This is a genomic window from Mycobacterium celatum, from assembly GCF_002101595.1.
Classification (GTDB): domain Bacteria; phylum Actinomycetota; class Actinomycetes; order Mycobacteriales; family Mycobacteriaceae; genus Mycobacterium; species Mycobacterium celatum.
In genome coordinates this window covers 36,749-56,912 of sequence record NZ_LQOM01000028.1, presented here as the reverse complement: position 1 = coordinate 56,912, position 20,164 = coordinate 36,749, and the positions used below count along the sequence as shown (strand labels likewise).

Here is a 20,164-nt window from a genome sequence, read left to right as displayed (position 1 = left end):
TCGGCTGGAGGTTGAGCGATGCTGATTATCGCGCTGGTGTTAGCGGTGATAGGCCTTGCCGCGTTGGTGTTCGCCGTTGTCACCAGCAACGAGTTGGTGGCCTGGGTGTGCATCGCTGCCAGCGTGCTCGGGGTGGTGCTGCTGATCATCGATGCGCTGCAGGAACGCCAGCGCCGCGAAACCGGCGTCCCCGCGAACAAATCGGCAGATGCTCCCACGCCGCTTCCCGACGAAGCGAGCGCCGACTACGACTATGCGGACTATCCCGAGGGTGCCTCCGGTGAGGCCGACGAGGAGCCCGCGGAATCATCTGTCGAGGACGAAGAGCCGTCGGACTACGAGCGCGGCGCGGTCGGTGACGACCACAACACCCGCTGAGTTCCGCTCAGTCGTGCGTCGGGGTGGCGAGCAGTTCGCGAACCTCGTCGTCGGTGACCTGATGAAAGTCGACGAAAACCTGTCCCACGGCTTCGAAATCCGGCGGCATCGTCGCGCAGACCACGTCGTCGGCCTCCTGCGCCAGCTGCTGACACGCTGAGGGCGGCCCCACCGGGACGGCGACGACGATCGCTTCGGGACCCAACTCGCGCAGCGCCCGCACAGCGGCCAGCATGCTCGCCCCGGTGGCGATGCCGTCGTCGACAAGGATCACCGTTTTGCCGCGCGGGTCGGCGAGCGGCCGTCCGCCCCGGTACGCCCGCTCACGCCGGTGAAGCTCGGTGGTCTCGCGGTCGATCACCGCGCGCACCTGTTGCTCGCTGATGCGCAAGCTGGACACCACGTTGTCGTTGATCACGACGACGCCGCCGCTGGCGAGCGCGCCCATCGCCAGCTCGGACCACTGCGGCACACCAAGCTTGCGGACCAAGAAGACGTCCAGTGGGGCGCGCAGCGCGGACGCGACTTCCCAGGCGACCGGAACCCCGCCGCGGGCCAGCCCGAACACCAGCAGCCCGTCGTTTCCGCGGTACGACGCCAGCTCCTCGGCCAGCAACCGACCGGCTTCCCGGCGATCACTGAACGTGCGCCGGGATGGTCGCCGCAAAAACCCGCTCGGTCGATTCATTCGTCGTATCCGCCGTTGTCACGCCGGCCATACCAGCCTACGGCTATCCGCCCGGCATCCGCACGAAACCGCAGCGGGCGTTCGAAGGCACCACAGCCAGGCACTGCGAAGCGGCAAGAAGGCCAGGGCAATTAGAGGAAGAAGCGGTGTGGCAGCGCTGGCGCTGCTCACATGGCTGGTGTGAGCCGGTGGAGTGTGTCCGAGGGGGGACTTGAACCCCCACGCCCAGTAATAGGGCACTAGCACCTCAAGCTAGCGCGTCTGCCATTCCGCCACTCGGACCGACCTAAGTTGGCAGCCAAGGCTATCGGATAGGGAAGACCCGACCCAAACCCGGCGACCCGTGTCAATGGTAGGAAAGGTGACTGTGACCGTTGCAACCGGCGTTGGGCCTGACCCCGTCGACGCCGTGGTGGACGTCGTCAGCAGGCTGATCCGGTTCGACACCAGCAACACCGGCGACCTGGACACCACCAAGGGAGAAGCAGAGTGCGCCCGGTGGATCGCGGCCCAACTGGAAGACGTTGGCTACCAGGTTGAATACCTCGAGTCGGGCGCACCCGGACGCGGCAATGTGTTCGCCCGGCTGGCCGGCGCCGACAGTTCGCGCGGCGCGCTGCTGATCCATGGTCATCTCGACGTGGTGCCCGCGGAGGCGGCCGACTGGAGCGTGCATCCCTTCTCCGGCGCGGTCGAGGACGGCTATGTCTGGGGCCGCGGAGCCGTCGACATGAAAGACATGGTGGGGATGATGATCGTGGTCGCCCGCCAGTTTCGCCGCGCCGGGATCGTGCCGCCCCGCGACCTGGTGTTCGCGTTCCTCGCCGACGAGGAGAACGGCGGCAGATACGGCTCGCACTGGCTGGTCGACAATCGCCCCGACCTGTTCGACGGCGTCACCGAGGCGGTCGGTGAGGTCGGCGGCTTTTCGCTGACCGTGCCCCGCCGCGAAGGCGGTGAGCGGCGACTCTACCTGATCGAGACCGCCGAAAAGGGGCTGCAGTGGATGCGGCTGACCGCCCGCGGCCGCGCCGGGCACGGCTCGATGGTGCACGACCACAATGCCGTCACCGCGCTCGCCGAGGCGGTGGCCCGGTTGGGCCGTCACCGGTTTCCGTTGGTGCCCACCGATACCGTCATGCAGTTTTTGACGGCGATCGGTGAGGAGACCGGGCACAGCTTCGACGCCGATTCCCCAGACTTGGAGGGAGCGATCGAGAAGCTGGGGCCGATTGCCCGGATCGTGAAGGCCACGCTGCGTGACACCGCAAACCCCACGATGCTCAAGGCCGGTTACAAGGCCAATGTGGTGCCAGCGATCGCCGAGGCCATGGTGGACTGTCGCGTGCTGCCTGGCCGCCAGGCCGCGTTTGAGGCCGAGATCGACGAGCTGATCGGGCCCGACGTCACCCGCGAATGGGTGACCGACCTGCCGTCGTATGAGACGAGTTTCGACGGCGACCTGGTCGACGCGATGAACTCCGCGCTGCTGGCGGTGGATCCCGACGCCCGCACGGTGCCGTATATGCTGTCCGGCGGGACTGATGCAAAGGCCTTCGCGCGCTTGGGAATTCGCTGTTTTGGGTTCACCCCGTTGCGGTTGCCGCCGGAATTGGATTTCTCTGCGCTGTTCCACGGCGTCGACGAACGGGTACCCGTCGACGCGCTGAGGTTCGGCGCCGACGTGATGTCGCGCTTTTTGACACACTGCTAGCCGGAAAGACGAGAGGACTGATCATGATCACACCGCCCGACCCGTACGCGACGCTGCCCAAGCTGCCGTCGTTCCAGCTGCAGTCGAAGTCGATCACCGACGGGCAGCCGCTGGCGACGGCCCAGATCAGCGGCATCATGGGCGCCGGCGGCGAGGATGCCAGCCCGCACCTGAGCTGGTCGGGCTTCCCGGAGGAGACCCGCAGCTTCGCGGTCACCGTCTACGACCCCGACGCGCCCACCCTTTCCGGCTTCTGGCACTGGGCGGTCGCGAACCTGCCGGCGACGGTCACCGAGCTGCCCGAGGGCGTCGGCGACGGCCGCGAGCTGCCGGGCGGCGCGCTGACCCTGGTGAACGACGCCGGCATGCGCCGCTACGTGGGCGCCGCGCCGCCGCCGGGGCACGGGCCGCACCGCTACTACGTCAGCGTGCACGCGGTGGACGTGGAGAAGCTCGACCTCAGCGAGGATGCCAGCCCAGCGTTCCTGGGATTCAACCTGTTCCAGCACGCGATCGCTCGGGCCGTCATCTACGGCACCTACGAGCAGCGGTAGCCCCCCAAATCCGCGAGCGTGCGTGTCGCCGGGCGACACGCCGAGGAAATTTCCGGGTTTGCGCACGCTCACGCGCTGTTGGCAGTGCCGACGGCTTCGCTCATCGACGCGAACCCGCCGTCGTGCAGGCGGCGGGCGATCCCGTCGTGAATGTGCTTGGCCCACAACCCCCCGCCGTAGATGAAGCCGGTATACCCCTGCAGCAGCGAGGCGCCCGCAGTGATGCGTTCCCAGGCGTCGGCGGCGGTCTCGATGCCGCCGACGCTGATCAGCACCAACCGGTCACCGACCCGGCCGTAGAGCCGGCGCAACACCTCGACGGCCCGCCGCGCCAGCGGCGGTCCGGAGATACCGCCGGGACCGAGCCGGTCGACGTCCGGCGTCAAAAGGCCGTCGCGCGAGACGGTGGTGTTGGTCGCGACGATGCCGGCCAGGCCCAATTCGACAGCCAGGTCGGCGATCTCGTCGATATCGGAGTCGGCCAGATCCGGCGCGATCTTGACCAGCACCGGCGTCGACGTCTCCTCCAGCACGGCCGACAGGATGGGCCGCAGCGTTTCGACCGCCTGCAGGTCACGCAGCCCGGGCGTGTTGGGCGAGCTCACGTTGACCACCAGATACGAGGCCAGCGGGCCGACCAGCCGGGCGCTGGCCCGGTAGTCGTCGGCGGCCTGCTCGGGCGGGACCGTCTTGGTTTTGCCGATGTTGACCCCGATCGGCACGTCGGGCCGGTGGCGCGCCAGCCGGGCCGCCAGCGCGGCCGCACCCCGGTTGTTGAAGCCCATCCGGTTGAGCAGAGCCCGATCGGCGGGCAGCCGGAACATCCGGGGCGCCGGGTTGCCCGGTTGCGGCTGTGCGGTGACGGTGCCCACCTCGGCGTAGCCGAATCCCAGGGCCCCCCACGTCCTGAGCCCGACACCGTCCTTGTCGAAGCCGGCGGCCAGTCCGAGCGGGCCGGGGAAACGCACCCCGAACACCGTGCTGGCCAGTATCGGGTCGGCAGGAGCCAGCAGCCGATGCAGTGGCCGGCGCAGTGGCGGGCCGGCGGTCAGCCCGCGCAACCCCGCGAACACGATCGTGTGGATGCGCTCGGGCGGCACCAGGAACAGCGCCCGGCGAAGTGCGCCGTACACCGTCAAAGCGCGGGCTGGTCGGGGCGCCCGCCCTGGTCGAGGCGAGACTTCTTGCGGCGCAACAAGACTCGTCTGCTGCCATCGGTGTAGAGCCGCACCCGGGTCAGCTCCCAGCCGCGATACTCCGCTTCGATGGACAGCCGGGTGGAGGCGCTGAGCCGGGTGACCTCCGGTGGCAGGCGCAGCGGCGCCCACTCGTATTCGTCTGACATCTCGGCGTCCCAGCCCGCCGGCAACCGCCCACGCCGCGCCGCGCTCAACGGGAGCCCGCCGCGTGCTCGATGACCTGGACCCCGGCACCCGAACCCGACACCACATACAGCGTGCCCGACGCGTCGTCGAACGCCAGCGTGTTGGGTTGCCGCACGGTTGGGTAACGTACCTTTTCGACGGGGATTCCGGTGGACAGATCGTAACCAATCACCAAATTCGCCGCGGTTTGTGACACCCAGGCCAGCCCGAGCGACCCGGCCAGACCGTACGGTGACTGCTTCACGGGGTAGGCCTGCCGCAAGATCAACGGATCGACGCCGTATACCAGCAGCTGGCCGCCGCGGGTGTCGGCCACCAGCACCCGGCCCAGCGGGTCGGCGGCCAGCGTGGTGGCGCCCTGACCGGCGCGCAAGGACTGCCCGACGGTGCCGTCGGCGTCGATAGTGGTGACCGACGTCTGCCCACGATCCAACACGACCACGGTATTTCCTTGTGCTACAAGGGAATCGACGCGGCCAACGATCTTGGAGCGGTTCTCCACCGTTGTTTCGGAGGACAGCGTGTAGACCGTGCCGTCGGCGGTGCCCAGCACCAGCTTGTCATCGGCGCGGCGGGCGATCGCGGTGAAATCGATGTCTCGTGCGTCGCCGATGTCGGCTCGGGAGACGTGGCCGGCGGACAGGTCGACGACAAAGTAGCCGCCGCGCGTGGTCAGATAGGCCCGGCCCGCCCCGTCGCCGGTCAAGGCGCTGGCCTGCCCGGGCAGGGCGATGACCCGCGGCGGCGTTTCCCCGGTGCCCAGCACAGTGACCGTGGCAGGCGATCCGGGCGTCAGCAATACCAGCGCGGCGGTGCGGTTATCGAAGATCGCAGTCTGCGGATGGCTGTCCAGTGGCCGCACCATGCCCGCCGGAGCTCTCGACACCTGCGGCGATTCGGCCGGCTGCGCGGGTTGGACCGTCGGTGGAGCGGTGTCCAGCGTCTTCGAGCAGCCCGCGGCCACGATCAATAAAACCAGCAGGCCAGCGGCGCGCCGGTGAACCGCCGGTTTACAAAGTCGGGCCAACGGGTAACTCTCGAGGTATGCGACGGGTAGTCGGATTGGAGTCCGATTCTAAGGAACATTGCCGGGTGCCGCCCGGCCCCGTCACGGATGGCACGGGTGCTCGGAAAGGTATGGTCGTCGCATGACCGTCGCCGAAGACCGTCAATACGCCGACTCGGATTTCGTCATCGAGGACATGTGGACCGGGGTCTTCCCGGCCAGGGCGTTCGCAAGTGGATTCGGGCACGTCGGGGATGGCCGCAGTTTCGCCTTCCGCATCGAACGGCGGTGGCTGCTGGTCGAGGTCTACCGGCCGCGGCTGTCCGGGCCGGTTCCGCAGCCGGAGGACGTGATCGCCAGGTCCAGGCGAAGCGTGGTCGACATCGACATCACCGACGAGCGCAGCCTTGCCGCCGCGGTGCGTGACTCGGTCGCCGTCGCCGAGCCCGTCTAGTCCCGCCGGACGCACCAGGTACGGTCGTCGTCGTGTCTGCGACGGCGGCGATGTCTTGGTGGCAGGTAATCGTTTTGGCCGTGGTGCAGGGATTGACCGAGTTCCTTCCGGTGTCCTCGTCGGGCCACCTGGCGATCGTTTCGCGGCTGATGTTCGACTGCGACGCCGGCGCCTCGTTCACCGCCGTCACCCAGCTGGGCACCGAGCTCGCCGTGCTGGTGTATTTCGCCCGCGACATCGTTCGCATCGTCAGGGCATGGTTCAACGGCCTGGTTGTCAAAGCCCACCGCGGCGCCGACTACCGGCTGGGCTGGTACGTGATCATCGGCACCATCCCGATCTGCGTGCTGGGTCTGGTGTTCACCTACGAGATCCGCTCGGGCGTGCGCAACCTGTGGGTGGTGGCGACGGCGCTCGTGGTGTTCTCGGCGGTGATCGCGGCGGCGGAGTACCTCGGGCGGCAGACGCGCCACATCGACCAGCTCGGCTGGCGCGACGCGGTCGTCGTGGGTTTTGCGCAGACGCTGGCGCTGGTTCCCGGGGTGTCGAGGTCCGGGGCCACGATCAGCGCCGGGCTGTTTCTCGGTCTCGAGCGCGAGCTGGCCGCCCGGTTCGGTTTCCTGCTGGCCATCCCCGCCGTCTTCGCCTCCGGGCTGTTCTCGTTGCCCGACGCCTTCCATCCGGTGAGCGAGGGGATGAGCGCCACCGGGCCGCAACTGCTGGTGGCGACGGTCATCGCCTTTGTCGTCGGGTTGTTCGCAGTGGCGTGGCTTCTGCGGTTTCTGGTGCGCCACAACATGTACTGGTTCGTCGGCTACCGGATAATCGCCGGGGTGACCGTGCTGATCCTGCTGGCAACCGGAACCGTGGCGGCGATATGACCGTCATCCTGTTGCGGCACGGGCGATCCACCTCCAACACCGCACACGTGTTGGCCGGCCGTTCCGAGGGCGTCGACCTCGACGACAAGGGCCGCGAGCAAGCCGCCGGCCTGATCGACCGGCTGGCCGAACTGCCGATCCGGGCGGTGGTGTGCTCGCCGCTTTTGCGGTGCCGGCGCACGGTCGAACCGCTGGCCGGGGCGCTGGGCCTGCAGCCCGTCGTCGACGAACGCCTTTCCGAGGTCGACTACGGCGACTGGACGGGTAGCAAGATCGCCGACCTGGCCAAGGAGCCGCTGTGGGCGGTGGTGCAGGCGCATCCCAGCGCGGCGGTGTTCCCGGGCGGGGAGGGTTTGGCGCAGGTGCAGACTCGTGCGGTGGCCGCGGTGCGCGACCACGACCGGCGGCTGGCCGACGAGCTCGGCGGCGACGCGCTGTGGGTGGCCTGCACCCACGGCGACGTGATCAAGGCCGTCGTCGCGGACGCGCTGGGTTTGCACCTGGACGGTTTCCAGCGCGTCACTGCCGATCCCGCGTCAATGAGTGTGATCCGCTACACGCAACTGCGCCCATTCGTGATGCACGTCAATCACACCGGCGCGCGGCTGACATCGGCGCTGACCGCGCCGCCGTCGCCAGATGGCGAAGCGCCGCCGAGCGACGCCGTGGTCGGCGGCTCGACCGACTGAAGGCATTACGACACAGCGGCAACTGCCGGTATTTTGGGAGATGCCATGCCCCGCGCAATTCACGTCTTCCGTACACCCGACCGCTTCGTCGCCGGGACCGTCGGCCAGCCCGGCAACCGGACGTTCTACCTGCAAGCGGTCGGCGACTCGCGCGTGGTGTCGGTGGTACTGGAGAAGCAGCAAGTCGCGGTGCTCGCCGAGCGCATCGGTGCACTGCTGCTCGAGGTCAACCGTCGCTTCGGCACCCCGGTGCCGCCGGAGACCACCGAGGTCGAGGACCTCAGCCCGTTGATCACCCCGGTCGACGCCGAGTTCCGGGTCGGCACAATGGGCCTCGGCTGGGATTCCGAGGCGCAGACCGTGGTGGTGGAGCTGCTGGCCGTCACCGACACCGAGTTCGATGCGTCGGTCGTGCTCGACGACACCGACGAGGGTCCCGACGCCGTGCGGGTCTTCCTGACGCCGGAGTCGGCGCGGCAGTTCGCAACTCGCACCAACCTCGTCATCTCCGCGGGCCGTCCGCCCTGCCCGCTCTGTGACGAACCGCTGGACCCGGACGGACACATCTGTGCGCGCACCAACGGCTACCGGCGTAGCGCGTTGCTCGGGTCTGACGATGACGTCGAGGGCTGACGATCGTGAGGTGCTGCGGCGCGGCGAGCTGACGGTCCTCGGACGCATCCGCTCGGCCAGCAACGCGACTTTTCTGTGCGAAGCGACGCTGGGGGAGCGCAGCGTGCACTGCGTCTACAAGCCGGTCGCGGGCGAGCAGCCGCTGTGGGATTTCCCCGACGGCACGCTGGCCGGCCGTGAGCTCGGGGCCTACCTGGTTTCGACGCAGTTAGGCTGGAACATCGTGCCGTACACCATCATTCGTTACGGACCGGCCGGTCCGGGCATGCTGCAGCGCTGGGTCGATCAACCCGGCGACGCACCCGGCTCGGACCCGGGCCCGGGACCAGACCTGGTCGACCTTGTTCCGGCCGACAGGTTGCCGCCCGGCTATCTGCCGGTGCTGCGAGCGTATGACTACGCCGGCGACGAAGTCGCGTTGGTCCACGCCGACGACATCCGGCTGTGGCGGATGGCGGTGTTCGACATCCTGGTCAACAACGCCGACCGCAAGGGCGGGCACGTCCTGCGCGGCGTCGACGGCGACGTCTACGGCGTCGACCACGGAGTGTGCCTGCATGCGCAGGACAAGCTGCGCACCGTGCTGTGGGGCTGGGCCGGCAAACCCGTCGACGACGACACGCTGGACGCGGTGGCCCACCTGGTCGATGCCTTGAACGGGTCGCTGTGCGACCAGCTGGCCGAACACATCACCGCCGCCGAGATCGCTGCGCTGCGGTTGCGGGCTCGCGCGCTGCTGGACAACCCGGTGATGCCCAGCCCGGACCGGCACCGCCCCATTCCCTGGCCGGCGTTCTAGGGCGGTCATGCCACGGTCATTCGACGTGTCAGTGGACTCGCCGGCGGGCGCCGACGAGATCCTCGCCGCGTTCGGCGACGAGCGTTACTGGCGGGCGCGGCTGGCCGCCGGAGACGGCGCCGTCACCCTGGACTCATTGGCCGTCGACCCAGCCGGTCGCGTCGCGGTGACCGTCACGGCCAGCCTCGTCCGCGTCGAGCTTCCCAAACCGATCGCCCGGTTCCAGCGCGGCGATCTGAGGATGGTGCACAACGAGGCGTGGAGTCGGGTCGGCGATCAGGTGCGCGGCGAGGTCGAGGTGACCGTCCGCGGCCTGCGGGCGTCGGCGTTCGCGGAAGCGTTGCTGGTGCCGATTCGCAGCGGGTCCCGGTTGAGTGTTGCGGTGACGGTGGCGGTCAAGGTCCCGTTGATCGGCGGGCAGATCGAAAACCTTGTCGGCGACCAACTCGACGAGGGGATCGCTGCGACTCTGGGCTTCACCAGCGACTGGATTGCGGAAAACCGCTGAGCATTGGCAATACTGGACCGGGTGAGCCCGGAGTTGACCGATGCGGCGCTGGCCGCCGACCTGGCCGCCGACGCCGGGCGGCTGCTGCTGGCGGTGCGCGACGAGGTCGGGTTCGACCATCCGTGGCGCCTCGGCGACGCCGGCGACGCGTACGCCAACACGCTGCTGCTGCGGCGGCTGCGGGCCGAGCGGCCGGCCGACGCGGTGCTGTCCGAGGAGGCCTACGACGACCTGACCCGGTTGCGGGCCGACCGGGTGTGGATCGTCGACCCGGTGGACGGCACCCGCGAGTTCTCCACCCCCGGCCGCGACGACTGGGCCGTGCACGTCGCGTTGTGGCGGCGCGACGGCGGCCCGCACGGGGCCATCACCGACGCCGCGGTCGCGCTGCCCGCGATGGGGGAGCTGTACCGCAGCGACACCGTCGGCGCCGACACAGCGGCCCGTCGCAGGCCGCATTCCGGGCCGATCCGGATCACCGCGAGCTCCACCCGCCCGCCCGCGGTGCTGTACCGGCTGGTCGAGCGGCTCGACGTCGAGGTGGTGCCGATCGGTTCGGCCGGGGCGAAAGCGATGTCGGTGGTGCGCGGCGACGTCGACGCGTATGTCCACGCCGGCGGGCAGTGGGAATGGGATTCGGCCGCACCGGCCGGCGTGGTGCTGGCGGCGGGCTTGCACGCATCGCGGCTGGACGGCTCGGAGCTGGTCTACAACCGGCCCGATCCGTATCTGCCCGACTTCCTGATGTGCCGCCCGGAGCTGGCCGATGTGCTCCTAGCGGCGATCGCAAGCGCGGCGTAGCCGGGCGCAGCGGGTCGCCGCCATCCAACCGGCGGCGATCGCAAGCGCGGCGTAGCCGGGCGCTGGGGCACCCCCAGCCGCGGAGCGGCGAGGGGGACGGGTCGCGGCCGTTCAACGTGGGTGCCATCCGGTTGGCCGGCTGAGCCGACGCTTAAAGTCGACGGTATGCAGTCCTGGCCTTCGGTACCGCCGCCGGCGCTGCCGGGACGCGGCCCGCAGCTACGGCTGTATGACACCTCCGACCGCCAGGTACGCCCGGTCGCGGCCGGGCCCACCGCCACGATGTACGTCTGCGGGATCACCCCTTACGACGCCACCCATCTCGGGCATGCCGCCACCTACCTGGCGTTCGACCTGATCCATCGGCTGTGGCTCGACCTCGGGCATGACGCGCACTACGTGCAGAACGTCACCGACGTCGACGATCCGCTTTTCGAGCGCGCCGAGCGTGACGGGGTGGACTGGCGTGACCTCGCGGCCCGCGAGGTCACGCTGTTCCGCGACGACATGACGGCGCTGCGGGTGTTGCCGCCGCGCGAGTACGTCGCAGCGACCGAAGCCGTCGACGAGGTCATCGAACTCGTCGAAAAGATGCTGGCATCCGGGGCGGCCTACCTCGTCGACGGCGACTACCCCGACGTCTACTTCCGCGCCGACGCCACACTGCAATTCGGCTACGAGTCCGGCTACGACCGCGACACCATGCTGGCGTTGTTCGCCGAACGCGGGGGCGACCCAGACCGCCCGGGCAAGACCGATCCGCTCGACGCGCTGATGTGGCGGGCCTCACGCCCGGGCGAGCCCAGCTGGGAGTCGCCGTTCGGCCCCGGCCGGCCGGGCTGGCACGTGGAGTGCGCGGCGATCGCGCTCAGCCGCATCGGCACCGGCCTGGATATCCAGGGCGGCGGCACCGACCTGATCTTCCCGCATCACGAGTTCACCGCCGCGCACGCCGAATGTGTCAGCGGCGAGCGGCGATTCGCCCGCCACTACGTGCACGCCGGCATGATCGGCTGGGACGGCCACAAGATGTCCAAGAGCCGCGGCAACCTGGTGCTGGTGTCGGCGTTGCGCGCCCAGGGCGTCGAGCCGTCGGCGATCCGGCTGGGCCTGCTGGCGGGGCACTACCGCGCCGACCGCTACTGGACCGCCCAGTTGCTCGACGAGGCCACCGCGCGGCTGCACCGGTGGCGCAGCGCGACCGCGCTGCCCGCCGGCCCGGACGCTGCCGACACCATCGCCCGGCTGCGCCGCTACCTGGCCGACGACCTGGATACTCCCAAAGCCCTTGCCGCAGTTGACGGTTGGGTCACCGATGCGCTCGACTACGGCGGCCACGATGCCGACGCGCCGCAGGCGGTGGCGACTGCGGTGGACGCGTTACTGGGCGTGTCCCTATAGCGCTCGCGCCAATCAGTTAGCGGCCGCTCCGTCGGACGTGGCGGCCCGTGCTGGAATTTCTCGACGTCAATAAGCTGACCGCGTTGTCGGTGGGGCGCAGTATGTTCATCGACATCGGTATCGGCGGGTGAAGGGATCGGGCGGTAATGGGATCCGTACACGAGGTCATTGAGGCTTTCCGTAAGGCGCCGTCGAACTCCGAGCGCGGCACCTTGTTCGAGCAGTTGATGGTGCGCTACTTCGAGCTGGATCCGATGCTTTCGCAGCAATACGACGCGGTTTGGCGCTGGATCGACTGGCCGGGTCGCAAGGGCAAGCCCGACATCGGCATCGACCTGGTGGCCCGCGAGCGTGACACTGGTGAGTACACCGCGATCCAGTGCAAGTTCTACGAGCCAACGCACACCCTGCGGAAGGAAGACATCGATTCTTTCTTCACCGCATCCGGCAAGTTGGAGTTCAACAACCGGGTGATCATCTCGACCACCGACCGGTGGAGCCCGAACGCCGAGGATGCGCTGGATGGCCAGACAAAGCCGGTGCAGCGGATCGGGCTCGCTGAAATTGCCGAATCACCGATCGACTGGGACATCGCCTGGCCGCAGGGCCGGATACAGGTGAACCTGTCGCCGGCCAAACGCTACGGCCCAAGGCCGCACCAGGAGCAGGCGATCGATGCGGTGTTCCGTGGGTTCGGTGTGGGCAACGACCGCGGCAAGCTGGTGATGGCCTGCGGGACCGGTAAGACGTTCACCGCGCTGAAGATCGCCGAACGTGTGGCCGCCGAAAAGGGCGGAAGCGCACGCATTCTGTTTCTCGTGCCGTCGATCTCGCTGCTGAGCCAAACCCTGCGGGAATGGACCGCGCAGTCCGAGCTGGACCTACGGGCATTCGCGGTCTGCTCGGACACCAAGGTGTCGCGATCGACCGAGGACTACAACGTCCACGACGTGCCGATCCCGGTCACCACCGATCCGCAGTTGCTCACACACGAGATGGAGCACCGCAAGCGTGCGCAGGGGTTGACGGTGGTGTTCTGCACCTACCAGTCGCTGCCCGTCGTGGCGCAGGCTCAGGGTCTCGGGGTCGACGAGTTCGATCTGGTGGTCTGCGACGAGGCGCACCGCACCACCGGGGTGACGCTGGCCGGCGACGACGAGTCCAACTTCGTTCGGGTGCACGACGCCGACTATCTCAAAGCGGCGCGCCGACTCTACATGACCGCCACACCAAGGATTTTCGACGAGAACGTCAAGGACAAAGCCGACCAGCATTCGGCCGAACTCGTGTCGATGGATGACGAGCACACCTTCGGCCCGGAGTTTCATCGATTGACCTTCGGTGAGGCTGTCGAGCGCGGACTGCTCACCGACTACAAGGTGCTGGTGTTGACCATCGACGAGTCGGTCATCGCACCGCGCCTGCAGCAAGACCTCGCAGCACACGGCCATGAACTGATGCTGGATGACGCGTCGAAGATCGTCGGCTGCTGGAACGGGCTGGCCAAGCGCGCCGGAACCGCGCCGGACGGTTCGAGTTTCGCGCCGAGCTCCCGATGCGCCGGGCCGTCGCGTTCGCACGAGACATCGCCACCTCCAAGCAGATCGCCGAGATGTTCCCCAAAGTGGTCGAGGCGTATCAAGACCTGCTCGACGAAGTTGGCCCACAGGTCGACGACACCAACCGCGGACTGAAATGTGTGGTGGAGCACGTCGACGGAACCTTCAATGCGTTGGCCCGTGACGCCAAGCTGTCGTGGTTGAAAGCCCCTGTCGCCGAAGACGAATGCCGCATCCTGACCAATGCCCGGTGCCTGTCCGAAGGTGTGGACGTGCCTGCGCTCGATGCGGTGCTGTTCCTCAATCCGCGCAATTCGGTGGTCGACGTGGTGCAGTCGGTAGGCCGGGTGATGCGCAAAGCGCCGCACAAAGACTATGGCTATGTGATCTTGCCGGTGGCGGTGCCCGCCGGAGTCGAGCCGTCGACCGCGCTGGCCGACAACCGCCGGTTCAAGGTGGTCTGGCAAGTGCTGAACGCGTTGCGTTCCCACGACGAACGCTTCGACGCGATGGTCAACAGCATCGCGCTGAACACGTCGTCGACCGCGAAGAAAACCGGCGAAGGCAGCAACCAGCTTCTCGGCGATCACATCGGACCAACGACCGAGGAGCCTGTTGCTGCTGACGGCGCTGCCGTTACCCAGATGGCGTTGTTCTCGCTGTCGAAGTGGCAGGAAGCCATCTACACCCGCATCGTCGACAAAGTCGGCACCCGCACGTACTGGGAGCAATGGGCGGCCGACGTCGCCGACATCGCGGGCACGCTGACCACGCGGATCAAGGCGCTGCTGGACGGGGCCGATCCCGGCATCGCCGACGCCTTCGGCCGGTTTTTGGCCGGGTTGCGCCACAACCTCAACGACTCGATCACCCCGGCCGATGCGATCAGCATGCTCTCGCAGCATCTGATCACCCGGCCGGTGTTCGACGCGCTGTTCGCCGAGCACGACTTCGCTTCGCATAACCCGGTGTCGCAGACCATGCAGAAGATGGTCGAAACACTCGGCGGCACCGGCCTGGAAGCCGAAACCAAACGATTGGAAGGGTTTTACGCCTCGGTCCGCCGACGGGCGGCTGAGGTCACCAGCGCCGAGGGCAAACAGCAGGTGATCGCCGAGCTCTACGAAAGATTCTTCCGGATCGGCTTCAAGAAGCAGGCCGAAGCGCTCGGAATCGTCTACACGCCAGTCGAAATCGTGGACTTCATTCTGCGGTCGGTGGACACGGTGATGCGCCAACACTTCGGCCGCGGGCTGACCGACAAAGGCGTGCACATTCTGGACGGCTTCGCCGGAACGGGCACATTCATTACCAGGCTGCTGCAGTCGGGACTGATCACGCCGCACGATTTGACTCGTAAGTACGCCGAGGAGATGCACGCCAACGAGATCATGCTGCTGGCGTACTACATCGCCGCGGTCAACATCGAAACCACCTATCATGCGCTTGCCGGCAAGACGGCTGGCGATAATGCCTACGAGCCATTCACCGGGATCGTGCTCGCCGACACGTTCCAGATCTCCGAGGCTGGCGATTCCATGGATGCAATCATGTTCCCCGCAACAACGAACGCATCCAGCGCCAGTTGCAAACGCCGATCAGCGTCGTCGTCGGCAACCCGCCCTACTCGGTGGGGCAGAGCAGCGCCAACGACTTGAACGCGAATATGAAGTACCCGACGCTGGACAGCCGGATCGAGCAGACGTATGCGAAACGGTCGACCGCGACGAACAAGAACAGCCTCTACGACTCCTACATCCGCGCCTTCCGATGGGCGACCGACCGAATCGGCGACCACGGTGTCGTCGGGTTCGTGTCCAACGGCGGCTGGATCGATGGCAACACTGCCGACGGCATGCGGCTTTCGCTGGCCGACGACTATTCGGCGATCTACGTGTACAACCTTCGCGGTAACCAGCGAACAGCCGGGGAGCTGTCGCGCAAGGAGGGCGGCAAGGTCTTCGGCGGCGGTAGCCGCAATACCGTCGCCATCTTCATCGGCGCCAAGGATCCGAAACACGTGGGGTCGTGCCAGATCTTCTACCGCGACATCGGGGACTACCTGAGCCGCGAGGACAAGCTGCGGATCATTGGCGACGGGCACCTCGACACCCTCGACTGGGAAAAGATTGCGCCAAATACTCATGGCGACTGGGTCAACCAGCGCGACGACACATTCAGCAGCTGGCCCGTCATCGGTGACAAAAAGCCAGCACCAGGAGCGACCACTGTCTTCAGCGCATTCAGTCGAGGCCTTGAGACGGGCCGTGATGCATGGGTCTACAACTATTCTCGGAATATGTTGCGGGCCTGTGTCAACCGACTGATTGACAGCTACAACGGCCAGCTGGAGCCGTTTGACGAATACTGTCAGCGCCATGCCATCACGCGCCCCGACGAGAAGGCGGTCACGTCTTACCTAGGTGAGACACCTGCCGCGGCCGATGAACAGAACATCAAGTGGTCACGAAGCCTGCGAACATCGCTGGCCCGAAGCAAAGCTCTCGACGAGCAGTCCGTCGGCTACGTTTTTGGCGTCTATCGACCCTTCAGCAAGCAGTGCGTTTACTTTGACCGCTATCTAAACCATGAGCGCTCACAGCTGCCGTCGATGTTTCCGACGCCTCATCACTCGAATGTCGGCTTCTACTGTGTCGGCGCGGGGTCCGATGTCCCATTCTCCGTGCTGATGCTCAATGACCTTCCCAACCTTCATGTCACCGGCGCCGGCAGCGGCGGCCAGTTCTTCCCCCGCTGGACATACGTCAAAGCGGAATCACCGGACGGTGGGCTGGATTTCACTGCTGCCGACACACCAGACGTCGACGAGTACGGCTACCGCCGCGTCGACAACATCACCGACGGCATCCTGAAGCTCTATCGCAAGGCAATCGGGGAGCAAGTTACCAAGGACGACATTTTCTACTACGTCTACGGACTGCTGCACGATCCCGGCTACCGCGAAACCTACGCCGCCGACCTCAAGAAGATGCTCCCACACATCCCGACACCGGAGTCCCGTGAGCGCTTCGACCAGGTCGCCGATGCGGGCCGCAGGCTCGCCGGGCTGCACGTCGGATACGAGGCCGTCGACCCGTATCCGCTTGAGGTGCAACTGAAACCGGGTACCGATCCCAACGACCGCGAGACGTGGCGAGTACAGAAGATGCGCTGGTTGACCAAGGCCGACCACTCCGCGATCATCTACAACCCTAAGGTCACCATTGCGGGAATTCCGGGCGAGGCCGAACGATACATGCTCGGCTCACGTTCGGCACTCGGTTGGATCATCGACCGCTACCAAGTCGCCACCGACAAGTCATCCGGCATCGTCAACGACCCCAACGACTGGTGCGACGAACACGACGACCCGACCTACATCGTCGACCTCATCAAGAAGGTCACCACCGTCAGCATCGGAACGATGAAAATCGTGGACTCTCTTGCCGAGACAGTCCTTCTGTAACCGTTCAGCACTGCTCGTAGCGGCGCGAGCAGCTCTGCGTTTGACTGCCGACAACCGTCGAAATGCCGAGCAGCAGCTTCCGCGGCTTTCGTCCCGACACCGACGCCGGCCGTCGTATGCTCCGGGCATGCGTCGGTGGTGCGAGGTGATTGCGAGCGTTGTATCAGCTGGCGCTTTTGCTGCGGGATGCACCACCAATATCAGCGGAACACCAGTCGCAGACACCGCCAGTCCGTTGACTTCAAAGGCCACAACGTCGGCGTCAGCGGCACCTCCTGGCAAGCCAGTCGGCACGGCGGTAATGAAGGTCCTCGGCGGCGACGCCCAAGTGACAATCCGCTACCGGATCAACGGAGGGCCAGAGCAGACCGAGACGAATGTGACGCTGCCGTGGGAAAAGCAGTACACCGTCTATGACGAAGTCGAGTCGGAAGTAACCGCCGACGGCAGTGACATCGATCTCACCTGTTCCATCATCTTGGATGGCAAGCTTGCGTCGTTCAAGACCGAACCGCGGCCTACTTGTAGCTTCGCCTACTACGGCTGATCGCCTGGCTGTTCGTAACGGTTCTCAAGTGGTGTTGGCTAGGGCCACATCTTTTGGTGGCGCGGGTGTGCGCGATACTCGAGGGACCGCTTATTGCGCCACGGCCACCGCTTTCCAGCATAGTATGCCCCCAGATAGAAAACCGCGAACACCCCGAGGGTAATGATTGAAGCAGCACCGAATTGGATGCGCTGCCTGCGGGCGATTGGATATTCCCAGCTCGCATCCATGTGACCAAGGGCGGTAGCAATTATCACCACGACGGCCGCCGCCAAAGCAGCACTCCAAAGGCTATCCTTAAAATGAAAGTATTCAGCAACTCCTAGTGCACACAGGGCCATGAGGAAAACCATGAGCCACCACATTTTCTTGGCGGTGGTCAATCCCAGGCCGCCGTAAGCATCAGGTGCTGGGTCGCGGCCGGGATAGTCAATGCTTGATGGTGTTCCGCTGTCCGGAGTGAGGTCGGGTCGGCTGTCCTCGACGTGGAATGCGTGAACCTTGCCGCGAATCTTGATATACGAAGTGCTGAAGTACGCCCTGACTATCATCGTGAAACTTGCGAGCAATGCCCAAACGATTCCCGCCTTCCAGTCGGGGGGGTAGGCGATAAAGAACGCGGATATAGAAGCGGTTAGAAAGCCGATCCAGAAGATGCGGCGTTCTGCTTGGGGGCTCTTGGACGGTATCACCGTCGGAAGCAGAATACCGAAAGCGCCGGTGACGATAAAGAATGTATTCAGATGGTGCACGCCGCTACTCCGTAAGCCATTTGTACGCCTTCTCAGCGTACTCTCCGCCTTTGACCGCTCCGAAAAGTCCGCCGGCGAGCCCGCCAACGAACGCCCCAGGCGGCCCAAAGATGAACTCGCCGACCAAGGCTCCGCCCTCGCCGCCGCCCCAGGCGCCGGCCCAGCCTCCCGCTGCTTTAGCAGCAACTTCGCCCAAAGGTTTGCCGTGCTGCCATTCGTATAGGGAAACCCCAAGGTCGAGGAGATTGCCTGCATTACCAACATGTTTGCCGACATTCTTGAGCGCTTCGATATCTTGTGCTGAGAATGGCGCGTCTGGTGCGAAGCCCTGCCAGTGTCTGCCAGTGGGCAGTGACTCGCCGAAATGGGTGAAACCTTCCTGCCCACCAGCGAAAACCGGGCTCGCCCCCGACGCGCCTTGGATGATGTCCTGGGGGTTTGCGCCGTGGGCGATGGCGTCGACAATCCTGGCCGCCGCATCGCGCGACACGCCACCCTCTACCAGCTGCTGTTGCGTTTTGGCCAGGATGGCGCCACGGTCGGTGGCTTGCATCTGGTCGATGAGCCGGGTGGCCTCATCGGGTGTCATGGGTTGGGGGTGCCAGGAGGTGTTGCCGTTTTCCAGGTCGTGTTGCAGTTGGAGGCGGGCCTTTGCCTGGGCTCGGGCGTCAACGCCGAAAACACGATCAACGGGCAGCGGTCCGGTGAACTGGGATTGGTTGTAGTCGTTGAGGCGTTCGCCGGAGAGCTGCCGATCACCGTGGTGGGCGGCGTAGCCGCCCGGCTGGGTGACGATTTGGTAGTCGTGCAACCGGTCGGCCGCGTCGGCTTCCTCGCGTGTCATGTAGCCGGGCTGGCCCTCCATGCCCGGCAGGTACTGGGTCCGGCCCTCTGCCTTGGCCTTGTCGACGAGGGCCTGGTCTTTGGCGCGGCACCCGGACTTGTCGTACTGCCGGGCCGCCGCGGAAGGGTCACCGCGCATCCCGTCGAGGTTGTCGATCGCCTCGGGGGTGTATCCGGTACCTTTAGCCATCTTTTCTTCGGCGGCCTTGAGCACTGAATTGTAGGTGGCTTGAACGCCTTTGATATGGGCCAGCGATGAGGCGACGCCTGCAACGGCCTGATCGTGCAGCCCGCTGGGGTCCTGATTGGCCTTCACCGCGGCGAAAATCTGGTCATCGATAGCGTGCAACTGGTTGTTCAACTTGGCGATCTCGGCGCTGCTGTCACGCTGCGCCGTCGCCAAGCCCGCGGCAATGGTCTCCAAATCCGCAGCAATCTCGGCGATTTGCGTCTGCTTCAGCGACAGCCGCTCGGTGGTTTGGGTGACCTCGGACGACTCGTTGATCGGCGCTTCAGAGCGGTTGCGCCGGTAAGCGTTCTGGAACTCCTTTTTGGCCCGGTCGAAATCGTCCTGGCCTTCGGTGACGCCCATGGCCGACCGGTGATACGCGTCGGCCTTGGCGTCGATCGCGCCGGGATCACCCTGCTGCAGTTCATCATCGAGCGTCCACGGGTCACCACCGGCATCGACGGCCAACTCGTTGGGATCGAGGTTGACCAGCCCCTGCGGACGGCTCATCAGGCCATCTACCGGTCGAAAGCCTCGGCAGCCGAGTCCACGGCGGCAGCACCGGACTCGTCGGTGTCAGTGAACGTCCGTGCCGCCGTATCCGCTTTACCCGATAACCCCGTCAATGTCGCATGGTGGCCGTGCAACTCCTCCTGGTGGCTTCGATGGGCAGCATCCAGCGCAGCGTGAAACTGCTGCGCCTCAGCATGACCACCAAAAATCCCCGCCTCCGGTACGCCACCGAGCTCTTCGGCAGCTTTGCGCACCGAAGCCGCCGCATCACGGCAGAGATCGCCGCCGCGACCCAATTGTGGCGTGTTGACCTCGATTTCCTCTGCTGCCACACCAGCAGGCTAACATCTGCTCGGAGCTACAT

The 20,164-nt window shown here is 66.2% G+C and carries 21 protein-coding genes, 1 tRNA gene and 1 pseudogene; 15 read left to right on the top strand and 8 right to left on the bottom strand.

Features of this window, described 5'->3' with window-relative positions:
- Positions 1–18 precede the first annotated feature (18 nt).
- Positions 19–378, top strand: a complete 360-nt coding sequence (locus AWB95_RS11835; RefSeq protein ID WP_238600862.1) for a phage holin family protein — start codon at positions 19–21, stop codon at positions 376–378.
- Positions 379–385: 7 nt separating this feature from the next.
- Here the strand turns inward: AWB95_RS11835 and AWB95_RS11830 are convergent.
- Together AWB95_RS11830 and AWB95_RS11825 are read right to left on the bottom strand one after the other, a co-directional pair.
- Positions 386–1,084 (bottom strand): annotated as a pseudogene (locus AWB95_RS11830) (phosphoribosyltransferase); the annotation flags it as partial.
- A gap of 178 nt (positions 1,085–1,262) precedes the next feature.
- Positions 1,263–1,348 (bottom strand) — tRNA-Leu (locus AWB95_RS11825).
- A gap of 85 nt (positions 1,349–1,433) precedes the next feature.
- Between AWB95_RS11825 and AWB95_RS11820 the strand changes: the two genes are divergently transcribed.
- The gene (locus AWB95_RS11820) at positions 1,434–2,780 is read left to right on the top strand and encodes a M20/M25/M40 family metallo-hydrolase (RefSeq protein WP_373280813.1); all 1,347 of its coding nucleotides are present in this window, start codon (positions 1,434–1,436) and stop codon (positions 2,778–2,780) included.
- Between the two features lie 23 nt (positions 2,781–2,803).
- The gene (locus tag AWB95_RS11815; RefSeq protein WP_083131953.1) at positions 2,804–3,334 is read left to right on the top strand and encodes a YbhB/YbcL family Raf kinase inhibitor-like protein; all 531 of its coding nucleotides are present in this window, start codon (positions 2,804–2,806) and stop codon (positions 3,332–3,334) included.
- A 68-nt stretch (positions 3,335–3,402) separates the two neighbouring features.
- Here the strand turns inward: AWB95_RS11815 and AWB95_RS11810 are convergent, their stop codons facing one another.
- Genes AWB95_RS11810 through AWB95_RS11800 form a run of 3 tightly spaced genes read right to left on the bottom strand, consistent with a single transcriptional unit; the run spans position 3,403 to position 5,746 of the window.
- On the bottom strand, positions 3,403–4,467 hold the full coding sequence (locus AWB95_RS11810; RefSeq protein WP_062539423.1) for a quinone-dependent dihydroorotate dehydrogenase: 1,065 nt from the start codon (positions 4,465–4,467) through the stop codon (positions 3,403–3,405).
- A gap of 2 nt (positions 4,468–4,469) precedes the next feature.
- On the bottom strand, positions 4,470–4,727 hold the full coding sequence (locus tag AWB95_RS11805) for a DUF5703 family protein (RefSeq protein WP_062539424.1): 258 nt from the start codon (positions 4,725–4,727) through the stop codon (positions 4,470–4,472).
- Positions 4,724–5,746, bottom strand: coding sequence for a YncE family protein (locus tag AWB95_RS11800; protein WP_062539425.1), 1,023 nt, complete (start codon positions 5,744–5,746; stop codon positions 4,724–4,726). The genes AWB95_RS11805 and AWB95_RS11800 overlap by 4 nt, the downstream gene beginning before the upstream one ends.
- 121 nt (positions 5,747–5,867) lie before the next feature.
- Between AWB95_RS11800 and AWB95_RS11795 the strand changes: the two genes are divergently transcribed.
- From AWB95_RS11795 to AWB95_RS11750, 12 genes are all read left to right on the top strand, one after another.
- Positions 5,868–6,179, top strand: a complete 312-nt coding sequence (locus AWB95_RS11795) for a hypothetical protein (RefSeq protein WP_062539426.1) — start codon at positions 5,868–5,870, stop codon at positions 6,177–6,179.
- Positions 6,180–6,229: 50 nt separating this feature from the next.
- Positions 6,230–7,060, top strand: coding sequence for an undecaprenyl-diphosphate phosphatase (locus AWB95_RS11790; protein ID WP_062539427.1), 831 nt, complete (start codon positions 6,230–6,232; stop codon positions 7,058–7,060).
- Complete coding sequence (locus AWB95_RS11785) at positions 7,057–7,749, top strand: histidine phosphatase family protein (protein WP_062539428.1); 693 nt, start codon at positions 7,057–7,059, stop codon at positions 7,747–7,749. The genes AWB95_RS11790 and AWB95_RS11785 overlap by 4 nt, the downstream gene beginning before the upstream one ends.
- A 45-nt stretch (positions 7,750–7,794) precedes the next feature.
- Positions 7,795–8,382: a DUF3090 domain-containing protein gene (locus AWB95_RS11780; RefSeq protein ID WP_062539429.1), complete on the top strand. Its 588-nt coding sequence runs from the start codon at positions 7,795–7,797 to the stop codon at positions 8,380–8,382.
- On the top strand, positions 8,366–9,181 hold the full coding sequence (locus AWB95_RS11775; RefSeq protein WP_062539430.1) for an SCO1664 family protein: 816 nt from the start codon (positions 8,366–8,368) through the stop codon (positions 9,179–9,181). Before AWB95_RS11780 ends, AWB95_RS11775 begins: the two co-directional genes overlap by 17 nt.
- Positions 9,182–9,206: 25 nt before the next feature.
- Complete coding sequence (locus AWB95_RS11770; protein WP_238600861.1) at positions 9,207–9,689, top strand: DUF2505 domain-containing protein; 483 nt, start codon at positions 9,207–9,209, stop codon at positions 9,687–9,689.
- A 12-nt stretch (positions 9,690–9,701) separates the two neighbouring features.
- The gene (locus AWB95_RS11765; protein ID WP_238600868.1) at positions 9,702–10,490 is read left to right on the top strand and encodes a 3'(2'),5'-bisphosphate nucleotidase CysQ; all 789 of its coding nucleotides are present in this window, start codon (positions 9,702–9,704) and stop codon (positions 10,488–10,490) included.
- Between the two features lie 165 nt (positions 10,491–10,655).
- A complete protein-coding gene (mshC, locus tag AWB95_RS11760) occupies positions 10,656–11,891 on the top strand; it encodes a cysteine--1-D-myo-inosityl 2-amino-2-deoxy-alpha-D-glucopyranoside ligase (RefSeq protein ID WP_085168253.1) in 1,236 nt (411 codons plus the stop codon).
- 146 nt (positions 11,892–12,037) lie between these two features.
- Positions 12,038–13,585, top strand: a complete 1,548-nt coding sequence (locus tag AWB95_RS24140) for a restriction endonuclease (RefSeq protein WP_232315563.1) — start codon at positions 12,038–12,040, stop codon at positions 13,583–13,585.
- Positions 13,504–15,108, top strand: coding sequence for a helicase-related protein (locus AWB95_RS24135; protein ID WP_232315566.1), 1,605 nt, complete (start codon positions 13,504–13,506; stop codon positions 15,106–15,108). The genes AWB95_RS24140 and AWB95_RS24135 overlap by 82 nt, the downstream gene beginning before the upstream one ends.
- 8 nt (positions 15,109–15,116) lie before the next feature.
- Positions 15,117–16,916: a type ISP restriction/modification enzyme gene (locus AWB95_RS24130; RefSeq protein WP_373280754.1), complete on the top strand. Its 1,800-nt coding sequence runs from the start codon at positions 15,117–15,119 to the stop codon at positions 16,914–16,916.
- Between the two features lie 127 nt (positions 16,917–17,043).
- A complete protein-coding gene (locus AWB95_RS11750; RefSeq protein ID WP_169714671.1) occupies positions 17,044–17,463 on the top strand; it encodes a hypothetical protein in 420 nt (139 codons plus the stop codon).
- Between the two features lie 38 nt (positions 17,464–17,501).
- Here AWB95_RS11750 and AWB95_RS11745 read toward each other — a convergent pair whose 3' ends face one another.
- From AWB95_RS11745 to AWB95_RS11735, 3 genes are read right to left on the bottom strand one after another with little or no spacing between them, the layout of a single operon-like run.
- Positions 17,502–18,215 (bottom strand): hypothetical protein, encoded by a 714-nt coding sequence (locus tag AWB95_RS11745; RefSeq protein WP_232315565.1) that lies wholly within the window; start codon positions 18,213–18,215, stop codon positions 17,502–17,504.
- Positions 18,216–18,219: 4 nt separating this feature from the next.
- Entirely contained in the window at positions 18,220–19,797 is a 1,578-nt protein-coding gene (locus AWB95_RS11740) for a putative alpha/beta hydrolase (protein WP_062539110.1), read from the bottom strand.
- Positions 19,798–19,805: 8 nt separating this feature from the next.
- Entirely contained in the window at positions 19,806–20,132 is a 327-nt protein-coding gene (locus AWB95_RS11735) for a DUF2563 family protein (RefSeq protein ID WP_084706985.1), read from the bottom strand.
- Between the last annotated feature and the right edge of the window lie 32 nt (positions 20,133–20,164).